At 69.1% G+C, this 12462-nt stretch carries 12 protein-coding genes; 11 read left to right on the forward strand and 1 reads right to left on the reverse strand.

What is annotated here, in order from left to right; genetic code table 11:
- Window positions 1-58: 58 nt before the first annotated feature.
- The 11 genes from AC07PV_RS03430 (at window position 59) to AC07PV_RS03480 (ending at window position 10881) form a co-directional block, all read left to right on the forward strand.
- On the forward strand, window positions 59-973 hold the full coding sequence (locus AC07PV_RS03430) for a dihydrodipicolinate synthase family protein (protein WP_218295169.1): 915 nt from the start codon (window positions 59-61) through the stop codon (window positions 971-973).
- 83 nt (window positions 974-1056) lie between these two features.
- Window positions 1057-2199 carry a branched-chain amino acid ABC transporter substrate-binding protein gene (locus tag AC07PV_RS03435; protein WP_492805331.1) on the forward strand — a complete coding sequence of 381 codons (1143 nt, stop codon included), beginning with the start codon at window positions 1057-1059 and terminating at the stop codon, window positions 2197-2199.
- Between the two features lie 85 nt (window positions 2200-2284).
- Window positions 2285-3223 (forward strand): 4-hydroxyproline epimerase, encoded by a 939-nt coding sequence (locus AC07PV_RS03440; RefSeq protein ID WP_218295332.1) that lies wholly within the window; start codon window positions 2285-2287, stop codon window positions 3221-3223.
- A gap of 36 nt (window positions 3224-3259) precedes the next feature.
- Window positions 3260-4381: an NAD(P)/FAD-dependent oxidoreductase gene (locus AC07PV_RS03445; protein WP_492245321.1), complete on the forward strand. Its 1122-nt coding sequence runs from the start codon at window positions 3260-3262 to the stop codon at window positions 4379-4381.
- Window positions 4378-4653, forward strand: coding sequence for a 2Fe-2S iron-sulfur cluster-binding protein (locus AC07PV_RS03450; RefSeq protein WP_494629396.1), 276 nt, complete (start codon window positions 4378-4380; stop codon window positions 4651-4653). Before AC07PV_RS03445 ends, AC07PV_RS03450 begins: the two co-directional genes overlap by 4 nt.
- Window positions 4650-5951: an FAD-dependent oxidoreductase gene (locus tag AC07PV_RS03455; RefSeq protein ID WP_494629398.1), complete on the forward strand. Its 1302-nt coding sequence runs from the start codon at window positions 4650-4652 to the stop codon at window positions 5949-5951. The genes AC07PV_RS03450 and AC07PV_RS03455 overlap by 4 nt, the downstream gene beginning before the upstream one ends.
- Window positions 5948-6994: an Ldh family oxidoreductase gene (locus tag AC07PV_RS03460; RefSeq protein ID WP_494629399.1), complete on the forward strand. Its 1047-nt coding sequence runs from the start codon at window positions 5948-5950 to the stop codon at window positions 6992-6994. The genes AC07PV_RS03455 and AC07PV_RS03460 overlap by 4 nt, the downstream gene beginning before the upstream one ends.
- 128 nt (window positions 6995-7122) lie before the next feature.
- A complete protein-coding gene (locus tag AC07PV_RS03465) occupies window positions 7123-7761 on the forward strand; it encodes a TRAP transporter small permease (protein ID WP_492245325.1) in 639 nt (212 codons plus the stop codon).
- Between the two features lie 16 nt (window positions 7762-7777).
- Window positions 7778-9043 (forward strand): TRAP transporter large permease, encoded by a 1266-nt coding sequence (locus AC07PV_RS03470; RefSeq protein ID WP_218295176.1) that lies wholly within the window; start codon window positions 7778-7780, stop codon window positions 9041-9043.
- Between the two features lie 57 nt (window positions 9044-9100).
- On the forward strand, window positions 9101-10102 hold the full coding sequence (locus tag AC07PV_RS03475; protein WP_218295177.1) for a TRAP transporter substrate-binding protein: 1002 nt from the start codon (window positions 9101-9103) through the stop codon (window positions 10100-10102).
- A 104-nt stretch (window positions 10103-10206) separates the two neighbouring features.
- Window positions 10207-10881: a GntR family transcriptional regulator gene (locus tag AC07PV_RS03480; protein ID WP_218295178.1), complete on the forward strand. Its 675-nt coding sequence runs from the start codon at window positions 10207-10209 to the stop codon at window positions 10879-10881.
- 105 nt (window positions 10882-10986) lie between these two features.
- Here AC07PV_RS03480 and AC07PV_RS03485 read toward each other — a convergent pair whose 3' ends face one another.
- Window positions 10987-12405 carry an aminotransferase-like domain-containing protein gene (locus AC07PV_RS03485; protein WP_218295179.1) on the reverse strand — a complete coding sequence of 473 codons (1419 nt, stop codon included), beginning with the start codon at window positions 12403-12405 and terminating at the stop codon, window positions 10987-10989.
- Window positions 12406-12462 lie beyond the last annotated feature (57 nt).

Raw genomic sequence — 12462 nt, forward strand, 5'->3', positions numbered from 1 at the left:
ATCGTCACCACCCACCCCCGCCCTTTTCCCATCCTTCTTTTTCCTCAGGAGTCCATCCATGAACCATCCCCGCTGGCAAGGCATCTTCCCCGCCATCACCACCAAGTTCCACGCCGACGAGAGCATCGATGCCGAAGGCACGGCGCGCCACATCGACTTCCAGATCCGCAACGGCATCCACGGCCTGGTGACCTGCGGCTCGCTGGGTGAAGCCAGCACCCTCTCGCTGGAAGAAAAGCTGCAGGTCGCCAAGATCGCACTGGAAGCCGCCGACGGCCGCATCCCCGTGCTGGCGAATGTCTCGGAGACCAGCACCCGGGAAGCCCTGCGCTACATCGACGGCGGCAACAAGCTCGGAGTGGCTGGCTACATGGTCATGCCCTCGGTGATCTACGTCGCCGACGCGCGCGAAGCCATGCTGAACGTGCGCACCATGGCCGAGGCCGCGCAGAAGCCGGTGATGGTCTACAACAACCCGGTGGCCTACCGCGTGGACCTCAAGCCCGAGCACTTCGCCGAGCTGGCGGACTGCAAGTGGATCGAAGCCATCAAGGAAAGCACCGACAACATCCGCCGCGTGACCGACCTGCGCATCGCGCTGGGCGACCGCTACCAGATCTTCCTGGGCGTGGACGACCTGGCCTACGAGGGCCTGGCGCTGGGCTGCGACGGCCTGCTGGCCGGCGTGGGCTGCGCCTTCCCGCGCGAGACCGTGGCGCTGTACGACCTGATGAAGGCCGGCCGCTTTGCCGAGGCACTCAAGCTCTACCAATGGATGACGCCCATGCTGCACCTCGACGTCTCCACCAAGCTCGTGCAGAACCTCAAGCTGATCGACCTGCTGGTGGGTGTGGGCACCGAGCACATGCGCCGCCCGCGCCTGCCCCTGATTGGCGAGGAGCGCGCCTTCATCGAGCGCATCGTCAGGAAGGCGCTGGAAACACGCCCCGCCGAGTACCAGTCCGTGGCCTGAGACGGTACCGACCGACAGGCTGCCCCCCCGGGCCGCAGGAGACAACAGCGGCCCTTCCCCTTCGCACACACAAGAGGTTTCCCATGACACGTGCATCTTTCGGATTTCGGACCCTGACGCCCGCCGCCATCGCGGCGCTGATGCTGGCCACACATGCCGGCGCCCAGGAACAGCTGGTCAAGATCGGCCACAGCGGCCCGCTCTCCGGCCCCAATGCCTTCGCGGGCAAGGACAACGAAAACGGCGTGCGCCTGGCCGTCGAGGAGCTCAACGCGAAGAAGATCGTGGTGGGGGGCAAGACCCTGAAGTTCGACCTCGTGTCCGAGGACGACCAGTGCGACGCCCGCACCGGGGTGAGCGTGGCGCAGAAGCTGGTGGACAGCGGCGTGAAGTTCGTCATGGGGCCGTACTGCTCGGGCGTGGCCATTCCCGCCTCACGCGTCTACAGCGAAGGCGGGGCCATGGTCTCCACCGTGGGCACCAACCCCAAGGTCACCGAGAACGGCTACAAGAACCTGTTCCGCATCATCGCCAGCGACACCCAGATCGGCTCGAACATGGCCGTGTATGCCGCCCAGGTGCTCAAGGTCAAGCAGGTGGCGGTGATCGACGACCGCACCGCCTTCGGCCAGGGCGTGGCCGACCAGTTCACCAAGGAGGCGAAGAAGCAGGGCCTGACCGTGGTGGGCCAGGAGTTCACGACCGACAAGTCCACCGATTTCCTGTCCATCCTCACCAGCCTCAAGGGCAAGCAGCCGCAGGCCATCTTCTTTGGCGGCTACGCCCCGCAGGCCGCGCCCATGGCCCGCCAGATGAAGCAGCTGGGCCTCACGGCCAAGCTGCTGGGCGGCGACACGCTGTGCAGCCCCGAGGTCGGCAAGCTCGGTGGCGAAGCGGTGAACGACACCGTGTTCTGCGCCCAGGGCGGCACCATGCTCGACAAGGCCGCGAGCGGCCCGGCCTTCAAGGCGAAATACAAGGCGCGCTTCAAGCTGGATGCCGATGCCTATGCGGCGTCCTACTACGACCAGGTGATGTTCATGGCCGATGCCATGCAGAAAGCCCAGTCCGTGGAACCCGCCAAGGTCGGCGCGCAGATGCTCCAGGGCAGCCACCAGGGCGTGGCGGGCACCTATGCCTACGACGACAAGGGCAACCTCAAGCAGGCTCCCATCACGGTGCTCACGTTCAAGAACGCCGCCCCCGTGCCGCTGGCCAGCTATTGAAACTCCGCCGCGAAATCGTGGCGGCCCGCCGCTACGATGCCTGCACCTTTCTGCCATGTGACCGACCATGACCCACGACACCCGCATGCAACGCATACAGATCCTCGACTCCCACACCGGGGGTGAACCCACGCGGCTCGTGGTGGGCGGCTTTCCCGACCTGGGCACCGGCAGCATGGCAGAGCGCCGCGCCCTGCTGGCCAGCCAGCACGATGCCTGGCGCGCGGCCACGGTGCTCGAGCCGCGCGGCAACGACGTGATCGTGGGCGCGCTGCTGTGCGCGCCGCAGAACCCGGCCAATGCGGCGGGCGTGATCTTCTTCAACAACACCGGCTACCTCGGCATGTGCGGCCACGGCACCATCGGCCTGGTGGCCTCGCTGGCCTACCTGGGCCGCATCGAGCCCGGGGTGCACGGCATCGAGACGCCCGTGGGCACGGTGACCACCACGCTGCACGAGGATGGCTCGGTCAGCGTGCGCAACGTGCCGGCCTACCGGCTGCACCAGGGCCTGTCGCTCCAGGTGCCGGGCATCGGCACCGTCACGGGCGACGTGGCCTGGGGCGGCAACTGGTTCTTCCTGATGAGCGGGCACGGCCAGCGCGTGGCCAGCGACAACCTGCAGGCGCTGACCGACTACACCAGCGCCATCCAGCAGGCCCTGAAGGACCAGGGCGTCCGCGGCGACAACGGCGGCGAGATCGACCACATCGAGCTCTTTGCCGACGACGACGTGGCCGACAGCCGCAACTTCGTGCTCTGCCCGGGCGGTGCCTACGACCGCTCGCCCTGCGGCACCGGCACCAGCGCCAAGCTGGCCTGCCTGGCGGCCGACGGCACGCTGCAGCCCGGCCAGGCGTGGCGCCAGGCCAGCATCATCGGCAGCAGCTTCGAGGCACGCTACGAACCCGACACCCAGGCCGGCAGGATCATCCCCACGCTGCGCGGCACGGCCCACATGAGCGCCGAGGCCACGCTGCTGATCGAGGCCAGCGACCCCTTCGGCTGGGGCATCCGGCTCTAAGCCCCCCTTTTCAGGCACACCCACCCGGCAGGCACCATGCGACACGCGGACGTCATCGTCATCGGAGCAGGCATCGTCGGCGCGGCCTGCGCCCATGTCCTCGCAGGCCGGGGCCTGCATGTGCTGGTGCTGGACGCCCGGCTGGGCGGCGCCACGGCGGCCGGCATGGGCCACCTGGTGGTGATGGACGACAACCCCGCCGAGCTGGCGCTGAGCCAGGCATCCCTGGCGCTCTGGCATGCGTGGGGACCACGGATGACGGCCGACCAGCCCGGCTGCGCCTACACCAACTGCGGCACGCTCTGGCTGGCCGCCAACGACGCCGAGATGGCCGGCGCCGAAGAAAAAGCCCAGCGCCTGCAGCGCCACGGCCTGCCCTGTGACCTGCTGGACGCCGCCACCCTGCGGCGCCTGGAACCCGCCCTGCGCCCCGGACTGCGGGGCGCACTGAAGGTGCCCGGCGACAGCGTGGTGTATGCCCCCAATGCCGCCCAGTGGCTGCTGCAGCAGGCACCGCGCCAGATCCGCTTCGAGCAGGCCGAGGCATGCCGCATCGAGGGCGGCCGGGTGCAGCTGGTGGACGGCAGCTGGCGCGAAGCCCAGGCCGTGGTGCTGGCCGCCGGCATCCATGCCACGCGCTTGTGCCCCGAGCTCCCCATCCGGCCCAAGAAGGGCCACCTGCTCATCACCGACCGCTACCCCGGCGTGGTGCGGCACCAGTTGGTGGAGCTGGGCTACATCAGCAACGCCCACCAGACCGACGGCACCTCCGTGGCGTTCAACCTGCAGCCCCGGCCCACCGGGCAACTGCTGCTGGGCTCATCGCGCCAGTTCGACACCACCGACCCGGCCATCGACCAGGACGTGCTGGCCCGGATGCTGCGCCGCGCCTTGGACTACATGCCCGGCCTGGCCGGGCTGAACGCCATCCGCACCTGGACGGGATTTCGCGCCACCACGCCCGACAGCCTGCCCATCATCGGGCGCCACCCCACCCGCGACCAGCTCTGGCTGGCCGTGGGCCACGAAGGCCTGGGCGTGACCACCGCCCCCGCCACCGCCGAGTTACTGGCGGCGCAGCTGACCGGTGGCCCCCTGCCCCTGGACCCCGCCCCCTTCGCGGCGCAGCGCTTCAGCCTGGAAGGCCTGGCGGCATGAGCACATCCACTCCTCTGGTACACGCCGTCATCGACGGCACCACCATCGAGCTGGCACCGGGCCACAGCGTCGCGGCGGCCCTGGCCCTGCAGCCTCCGGGCTGCGCCCGCACGTCGGTCACCGGCGAGCGCCGTGCGCCTTTCTGCGGCATGGGCATCTGCCACGAGTGCCGGGTGCTTGTGGACGGCCGCCAGCGCCTGGCCTGCCAGACCCTGTGCACCGACGGCATGGTGATCGACACACGCGGCCAGCCGCAGGGAGGCATGCCATGACCCCCCACCAGCGCTGCGATCTGCTGATCATCGGCGCCGGTCCCGCCGGCATGGCGGCCGCCCTGGCGGCGGCGCCCCGGGGCCTTGCCATCACCCTCGTGGACGACAACATCCATCCCGGCGGACAGATCTGGCGCGACGGCCCCGGCAGCACCCTGCCCCCGCTCGCTCGCCAGCACCGCGAGGCGCTGGAGCGCTACCCGAACATCCGCCTGCTGTGCGGCACGCGCGTGGTGGGGCTGGGTGGCCCCTCGGCGCCGCAAGATGCCCCCGCCTTGCTGCTGGAAGACGCCGAACAGGGCTGGATCCAGCACAGCCACCGCCTGGTGCTGTGCAACGGAGCACGGGAGCTGCTGCTGCCCTTTCCCGGCTGGACGCTGCCCGGCGTGACCGGCGCCGGCGGACTGCAGGCGCTGATCAAGGCCGGCTTGCCGGTGCAGGGCCAGCGCATCGTGGTGGCCGGCACCGGTCCCCTGCTGCTGGCCTGCGCCGACACCGCCCGCAAGGCCGGCGCCCAGGTCATCCGCATTGCCGAACAGGCTTCCTGGCGGGCCCTGGCCGCCTTCGCGCTGCAGCTGCCGCGCTGGCCCGCCAAGGCGCTGCAGGCAACGACCCTGTTCAACCACCACTGGCGCGCCTCCAGCCACGTGCTGCATGCACAGGGCCAGGGCCGGCTGGAGGCCGTGCGGATCCAGCGCGGCACGCGCCAGGAAACCCTGGCCTGCGACCGGCTTGCCTGCGGCTTTGGGCTGGTGCCCAACACCCAGATGGGCCAACTGCTGGGCTGCGCGCTCAACGATCGCCAAGGCGTGCAGGTGGATGGCCTCATGGCCACCAGCGTGCCCCATGTGTACGCCGCAGGGGAATGCACCGGCTTTGGCGGCAGCGAACGCGCGCTGGCACAGGGCGCCATCGCGGGGCATGCCGCCGCGGGCGACACGGCCCGGGCCCAGGCCCGCCAAGCCGCCCTGGCCCGCTGGCAAGGTTTCGCGGACCTGCTGCACACCCAGTTCGAGCTCGGCGAGGCGGTGCGCCAGCTGGCCGCCCCGGACACCCTCGTCTGCCGCTGCGAAGACGTGCCCTTGCGCGAGCTGGCCTCCCGCAGCAGCTGGATCGACGCCAAGCTGCACACGCGCTGCGGCATGGGCGCCTGCCAGGGCCGCGTGTGTGGTGCCGCCACCCATGCGCTGTTCGGCTGGACGCCCGCCCCACCCCGCCATCTGCTGGCGCCCGCGCGCATCGGCACGCTGGCGCAATGCCCCACCCCGGTGGACGAATCCACCGGCATCCGCCCATGAACGACACCACTCCCCTTCCCGCCCCCGCCAGCTCCGCGATGGTGCACGTCCCCCTGGACGACCTGATGGCCCTGGCGCGTGCCGTGCTGCTGCGTCTGGGCCTGGGCGAAGCCCACGCGGGCGCCATGGCCTGCGTCATCGTGGCCGGGCAGCGTGATGCCTGCCAATCGCACGGCGTCTACCGGCTCACCAGCTGTGCCCACACGGTGCGCACCGGCAAGGTGGAGCTGCAGGCCCTGCCAGTGCTGCAGGCGGGCGCTGGCCCGGTGGTGCGGGTGGACGCCCAGGGGGCGTTTTCACCCCTGGCTTTTGAACAAGGCCTGCCCGCGCTGGTGGAAGCCACCCGCCGCCACGGCATGGGTGCGCTGGTCATCAACCGCTGCGTGCACTTCTCGGCACTGTGGCCCGAGATCGAGGCCCTCACCGCCCACGGCCTGGCGGCCCTGGCACTCACGCCCAGCCACGCCTGGGTGGCGCCGGCCGGCGGGCACCAGCCCGTCTTCGGCACCAACCCCATCGCCTTCGGCTGGCCACGCCCGGGTCCCCACCCCTATGTGTTCGACTTCGCCACCAGCGCCATCGCGCGCGGCGACCTGGAGCTGCACCGCCGCGCGGGCCAGCCCCTGCCCGAGGGCTGCGGGGTGGACGGCCAGGGCCGGCCTTCCACCGATCCGGTGGCCGTGGCCCGGGGCGCCATGCGCACCTTTGGCGGGCACAAGGGCTCGGCCCTGGCCACCATGGTCGAGCTCATGGCCGGCACGCTGATCGGCGACTGGACCAGCCGCGAATCCATCGCCCACGACGCGGGCGCCGGCGCCACGCCCCTGCATGGCGAACTGGTGCTGGCCTTCGACCCCGCCCAGTTTGCGGGCGGCGATGCGGCTCCCCACCAGGCGCGTGCCGAGGCGATGTTCGATGCCATCACCGGCCAGGGCGCCCGGCTACCCTCGCAGCGCCGCTTCGCCGCCCGGGCGCGCAGCCTGGCCGAGGGCGCGGCGGTGCCGCGCGCCCTGTACGAAGAGATCCTCGCGATGGCAGGCTGAACCCGGCAGCGCGGGCGCGCCGACCGGTACGCGCGCCACCCGCGGGCATTCATCTTGCTTCTACATATATCAAGAAGATATTTAAACCGGCGCCCCATTCCCGACACCCAGACCACGGAGCCCACCCCATGTCCACCGCCACCGCTTCTCCCACCCCACCCGGCGGGCCCGCGCCCGCAGCGCCGGCCCGCGCGGTCCTCGCCCTGTCCAGCCTGGTGCTGCGCGCGGAGCGCAACTGCCTCACCGCCCTGATGACCTTGCTGGTGGCGCTGATCCTGCTGAACGTGGCCACCCGCTACACCGGCTTTCCCATTTACTGGATCGACGAGGCGGCGGTCTACACCGTGGTCTGGCTGACCTTCGTGGGGGCCTCGGTGATGACACGGCTGCGCATGGACTTCGCGGTGGGCATGCTGACCGAGAAGCTCTCCGAGAAATGGGCCAAGGCGGCCAAGGTCATCGCCACCACGGGGGTGCTGCTGTTTGGCATCGCCATGCTGGTGATGTGCTGGCTGTGGATGGACCCGGTGGGCATCGCCCGCTACGGCTTCGACGCCAAGGAATTCGGTGCCGAGACCTTCAACTTCCTCTATACCGAGCGCACCCAGACCCTGAACTGGCCCACCTGGGTGCTGCAGCTGATCCTGCCGCTGTTTTCCCTCACCTTCACGCTGCACGCGCTGGCCAACCTCATCGAGGACATGGGCCTGGCACCGCGCCGCAGCCACCCTGGTTTCGACGTCGTCAGCGCCGACGCCGTGAACTGACCCCGGAGCCCGCCCCATGTTCACTTCCCTCTTCTTCTGCGCGGCCCTCATGGTGGGCGTGCCCATCGGCGTGTGCCTGTGCATCTCGGGCATCGCGTACATCTTCAGCACCGGCAACACCGTGCTGTTCCAGTCCTTTCCCATGCAGATGTTCGCGGGGGTGGACAGCTATGGGCTCATCGCCATTCCGCTGTTCATCCTGATCGGCGAGATCATGAACAGCGGCGGCATCACGCGCCGCCTGGTGGACATGTCGATGGCCTTCGTCGGCTCCGTCAAGGGGGGCTTGGCCTACGTGAACATCCTGGCCAACATGCTGGTCTCGTCCATCATCGGCTCGGCCACGGCCCAGGTGGCCATCATGTCCCAGGTGATGGTGCCCGAGATGGAAAAGCAGGGCTACGACAAGACCTTCGCCGCCGGCCTCACGGTCTACGGCGGCATGCTGGGGCCGATCATTCCACCTTCAGTGATGTTCGTGGTCTACAGCGTGCTGGCACAGGTGGCCGTGGGCGACATGCTCATCGCGGGCATCCTGCCGGGCATCCTGCTCACCATCCTGTTCTTCATCATCATCGCGCTGATGGGTTTCATCTACGACTACCCGCGCAGCGAAAGGCGCACGCTGGCGCAGCGGGCCCGCACCGTGGTGACATCCAGCCCCACCCTGCTGATCCCGATCGTGATCGTGGGCTCCATCCTGGGCGGCTTGGCCAATCCGACCGAAGCGGCCGCCGTGGGCGCCCTGGCCGCGGCGCTGGTGGGGCGGTATGTGACCAAGGAATTCCGGCTCGGCTCCATGCCCGCCATCCTGTTGCGCTCGGCCATCTACTCGGCCATCGTGCTGTTCCTGGTGGCCGCCGCCGCGGTGTTTTCCTGGCTGCTGATCTACGGCAAGGTGCCGCAGATGGTGGCGGCCTGGATCCAGACCGTGGCGCACGACCCGATCACCTTCCTGCTGCTGGTCAACGTGATCCTGCTGGTCATCGGCACCGTGATCGACGGCATCCCCGGGCTGATCATGACCGTGCCCATCCTGCTGCCCATCGCCACCGACATCTACCACATCGACCCGCGCCACTTCGGCGTGGTGGTGGTGATCAACCTGGTGCTGGGCCTGATGTCGCCGCCCGTGGGGCTGAGCTTCTTCGTCGCGGCCGCCGTCACCGGCGCCAAGCCCGGCAAGATGTTCATCGTCACCCTGCCCTTCTTCCTCATCAGCTGCGTGGCGCTGGTGATGCTCTCCCTGTTCCCCAGCCTGTCGCTTGCCCTGATCAAGTAAGCGGCTCCATCCCTTCGCCCTCTTCGCATTGCCTCGCACAACTTCCAGGAGTTCACCATGACCATTTCCCGCCGCCACTTCATCCAGTCCACCGCCGCGGCAGCCGCCGCAGCGGCCCCGCTGGGCTTTCCGTCCGTCGTGCTCGCCGCCGATGCCAAGGAATTCCGCCTGGGCCTGATCACCCCGGCGGGGCACTCATGGAACCGCGCCGCGCTGCAGTTCGGCGAAGCGCTGAAGAAAGAGACCGATGGCCGCCTGAGCGTGACCGTGTTCCACTCGGGCCAGCTGGGCAACGAGACGGCCATGATGCAGCAGCTGCAATCCGGCGCCCTGGACATGGGCTGGATCCAGGCCGCAGAGCTGGGCTCGCGGGTGGCGAGCGTGGCGGCCATCAACGCGCCCTACCTGGTGCGCTCGACCCCCGCGGTGGCCAAGCTGGTGCGCACCCCCGCCGCGCTGAAGCTGCTGGAGGTGCTGCCGCGCGAAACCGGCACCATCGGGCTGGGCTGGGGCATCACCGGCATGCGCGCGGTGTTCGCCACCAAGGACATCGCGGTGCCGACCGACCTCAAGGGCATGAAGCTGCGCATCAACCCCACCCCCGTGTACCGCGACTTCTACCAGTTGCTGGGCGCCGCCCCGACGCCCATTCCCACGCCCGCCGTGTTCGACGCCATGAGCAACGGCCAGGTGGATGGGCTGGAAGCCGACATCGAGTTCTCGTGGAACCAGCGCTTCGACAAGGTTTCCAAGACCCTGCTGCAGATGAACGCCCTCTTCATGCCCTTTGCCCCGCTGGTGTCGGGCCGCATCTGGCAGGGCCTGGATGCCAAGGACAAGGAGCTGATCCGCAAGCTGGTGGCCCAGACGCTGGACGCCCAGATCAACGACATCGTCACCACGGAAGCCGGCCTGATCGAGAAGTTCAAGGGCTCGGGCATCGCGTTCAAGAGCGCCTCCAGCTACAACCCCGACGGCATCATCCAGGAGTTCGACAAGCTGTGGCTGCCCAAGGCTCCTCAGATCGCCGAGCTGCGCAAGGCGGGCGCGGGCCTGTAGGAAGGGTGCGGGCGGGAGCGCTCCCCGTGCCACGGACCGCCAACAGGTTCTAAGATGCGGCACCGCGCCCCCGCGGCCAGGACAACGAACGCCATTCCCCCAGCATGAAACCGAGCAGCGCATCCCTCCCGCGAGACCCCGCCCCCAAACGGCGCGCGGCCGACGTGGCCTACGACGCCATCGAAGCCATGATCTCCACGCTGCAGCTGCAGCCCGGCAGTCCGGTGGTCGAGGCCGAGATCGCCGAAAGCACCGGCCTGGGCCGCACCCCGGTGCGCGAGGCGCTGCTGCGCATGGTCTCCATCGGACTCATCGCGCAGCAGCCCCGGCGCGGGCTGCTGGTGTCGCACATCGACCTGGCCGACCACCTGGACGTGATCCAGACACGCCGCGTGCTGGAACGCCTGGTTGCCTCGTGCGCGGCACGCCGCGCCACCGCGCCGCAGCGTCAGGCCATCGTGCGCTGCGCGGAAAAGATGGTGGACGCCGCCGCGCGCGGCCATCTGGACGACTACATGCTGGCCGACCACGAGCTGGATGTGGTGACGCACCAGGCCAGCCAGAACCACTCGGCCGTCAAATGCGTGTCGCCGCTCATCGTGCAGTGCCGCCGGTTCTGGTACGCCTACCAGCACGAGGGCGAGGTGTCCGAGGGCGCGCGCGCCCACATGCACCTTGCCCAGGGCATCGCCACGGGCGACGAAGCGAGGGCCGTGGCCGGTGCGGAGCAGCTCATGGACTACCTGGAGCGGTTCGCGCGGCGCATCATCGACCAGTAAGACAGGGCACAGAGCACCGATTTGCTATAAATAGGATAGCTTCCAGCGCTTTACCACTCTGCGCCCGGGGCCTGAAAGGCACTAAATCCAGCAGCCTGCCGCCAGCTACTCCGCCACCTGCTGCCCCAGCAGGATGCGCTGTTCCAGGAAGCGCCACATGCGCTCGTCCTGGCTGAACGACACGTTAAAGCGCAGCCAGCCCGTGGGGCGCGGCTCCACCAGGAACAACTGGCCCGGGCCGAGCATGATGCCCGCGCCCGTGGCCTCCTTCGACAGCTCCGCGCTGTCGGGCAGATCGGGGTGGCGGGCCCACAGGTACATGCCCGCCTCGGGCTCATGGAAGAGCTCGAAGCCCAGGTTCAGCAACCGCCGCCCCACCACGCCGTGCGCCTCGGCCAGGCGCTCGCGCAGGGACTTGAGGTGCTTGCGCCAGCGGCCATCCGTCACCACGCCGAAGGTGATGCGCTCGGTGATCTCGGACGATGTGAGCCCCGAGATCATCTTGAGCTGCACCAGCTCGTCCAGCAGGTCGCCCCGCGCCGCCACGAAGCCCGTGCGCAGGTTCGGCGAGATGGTCTTGGAGAAGCTGCCCAGGTAGATCACCCGGCGCAACTGGTCCAGGCTGGCGAGCGAGGGGCGCACGCCGGTGTCCATATCGGCATAGATGTCGTTCTCGACCAGCATGAAACCATGCTGCTCGGCCAACTGCAGCAGGCGGTGCAGATGCGCCACCGAGGCCACCGAGCAGGTCGGGCTCTGCAGGCGCGGCTGCGTGAAGAACACCGTGGGCTTGTGCGCGGCCAGCAGGGCTTCCAGCGCGAGCAGGTCATAGCCCCCCGCCGTGCGCGGCACCCCTACCGGGTGCGCGCCCGCGAAGCGCAGCATGAACAGCAGGTTGGGATAGCCGGGGTCATCCACCAGCACCACATCGCCGGGTTTGACGAGGCGCCGCGCCACGAGGTCGAGCGCCTGGCTGGAGCCCTGCGTGAGCAGCACCTGGTCGGCGTCCACCGCCAGATGGTGCTCGGCCAGCGACTCGGCCACCACCATGCGCAGCGCCATGTGGCCATGCGGCAGGCCATAGCCGTCGAGCTCGGGGCCGTCGGAAGACAGCTGGCGCATGCTGCGGCGCACGGCATCGCCGAACAGCCAGTCGTGCGGCAGCCAGCCGCAACCCGGTTTCATGGGCAGGTTGCGGTTTTCAAAGATCTGCTTGAGGTACCAGCGTGCGTCAAAACGGGGCACCGGCCGCTCCTGAGGCCCGGCGCCGGGCACGGCGCCTTCTTCGCTGCGGCGCTTCACGAAGAAACCCGCATTGGCGCGCGACACCAGCCAGCCTTGCGCCACCAGGCGGTCGTAGGCCTCGACCACGGTGAACACGCTCACGCCATGGGCGGCGGCAAAGGCACGGATGGAGGGCAGTTTGCTGCCGGGCTTGAGCACCTGCCCGGCGATGAGACCCCGAAGACCATCGACGATCTGGCTGACCAGGGGAGTCTGGAGGTCCGGGCTGAGAGTGAGCATCAGGAGAGCCAAAAAGGGGGCGAATTGTGCACCGACTTGGCGCACACCAGATCAGGG

It is taken from the genome of Acidovorax sp. GW821-FHT09A11, assembly GCF_059418365.1.

Excerpts from the sequence above, each read along its gene's own strand:
- AC07PV_RS03430 (WP_218295169.1), top strand. The coding sequence starts at position 59 with ATGAACCATCCCCGCTGGCAAGGCATCTTCCCCGCCATCACCACCAAG.
- AC07PV_RS03435 (WP_492805331.1), top strand. The coding sequence starts at position 1,057 with ATGACACGTGCATCTTTCGGATTTCGGACCCTGACGCCCGCCGCCATC.
- AC07PV_RS03440 (WP_218295332.1), top strand. The coding sequence starts at position 2,285 with ATGCAACGCATACAGATCCTCGACTCCCACACCGGGGGTGAACCCACG.
- AC07PV_RS03445 (WP_492245321.1), top strand. The coding sequence starts at position 3,260 with ATGCGACACGCGGACGTCATCGTCATCGGAGCAGGCATCGTCGGCGCG.
- AC07PV_RS03450 (WP_494629396.1), top strand. The coding sequence starts at position 4,378 with ATGAGCACATCCACTCCTCTGGTACACGCCGTCATCGACGGCACCACC.
- AC07PV_RS03455 (WP_494629398.1), top strand. The coding sequence starts at position 4,650 with ATGACCCCCCACCAGCGCTGCGATCTGCTGATCATCGGCGCCGGTCCC.
- AC07PV_RS03460 (WP_494629399.1), top strand. The coding sequence starts at position 5,948 with ATGAACGACACCACTCCCCTTCCCGCCCCCGCCAGCTCCGCGATGGTG.
- AC07PV_RS03465 (WP_492245325.1), top strand. The coding sequence starts at position 7,123 with ATGTCCACCGCCACCGCTTCTCCCACCCCACCCGGCGGGCCCGCGCCC.
- AC07PV_RS03470 (WP_218295176.1), top strand. The coding sequence starts at position 7,778 with ATGTTCACTTCCCTCTTCTTCTGCGCGGCCCTCATGGTGGGCGTGCCC.
- AC07PV_RS03475 (WP_218295177.1), top strand. The coding sequence starts at position 9,101 with ATGACCATTTCCCGCCGCCACTTCATCCAGTCCACCGCCGCGGCAGCC.
- AC07PV_RS03480 (WP_218295178.1), top strand. The coding sequence starts at position 10,207 with ATGAAACCGAGCAGCGCATCCCTCCCGCGAGACCCCGCCCCCAAACGG.
- AC07PV_RS03485 (WP_218295179.1), bottom strand. The coding sequence starts at position 12,405 with ATGCTCACTCTCAGCCCGGACCTCCAGACTCCCCTGGTCAGCCAGATC.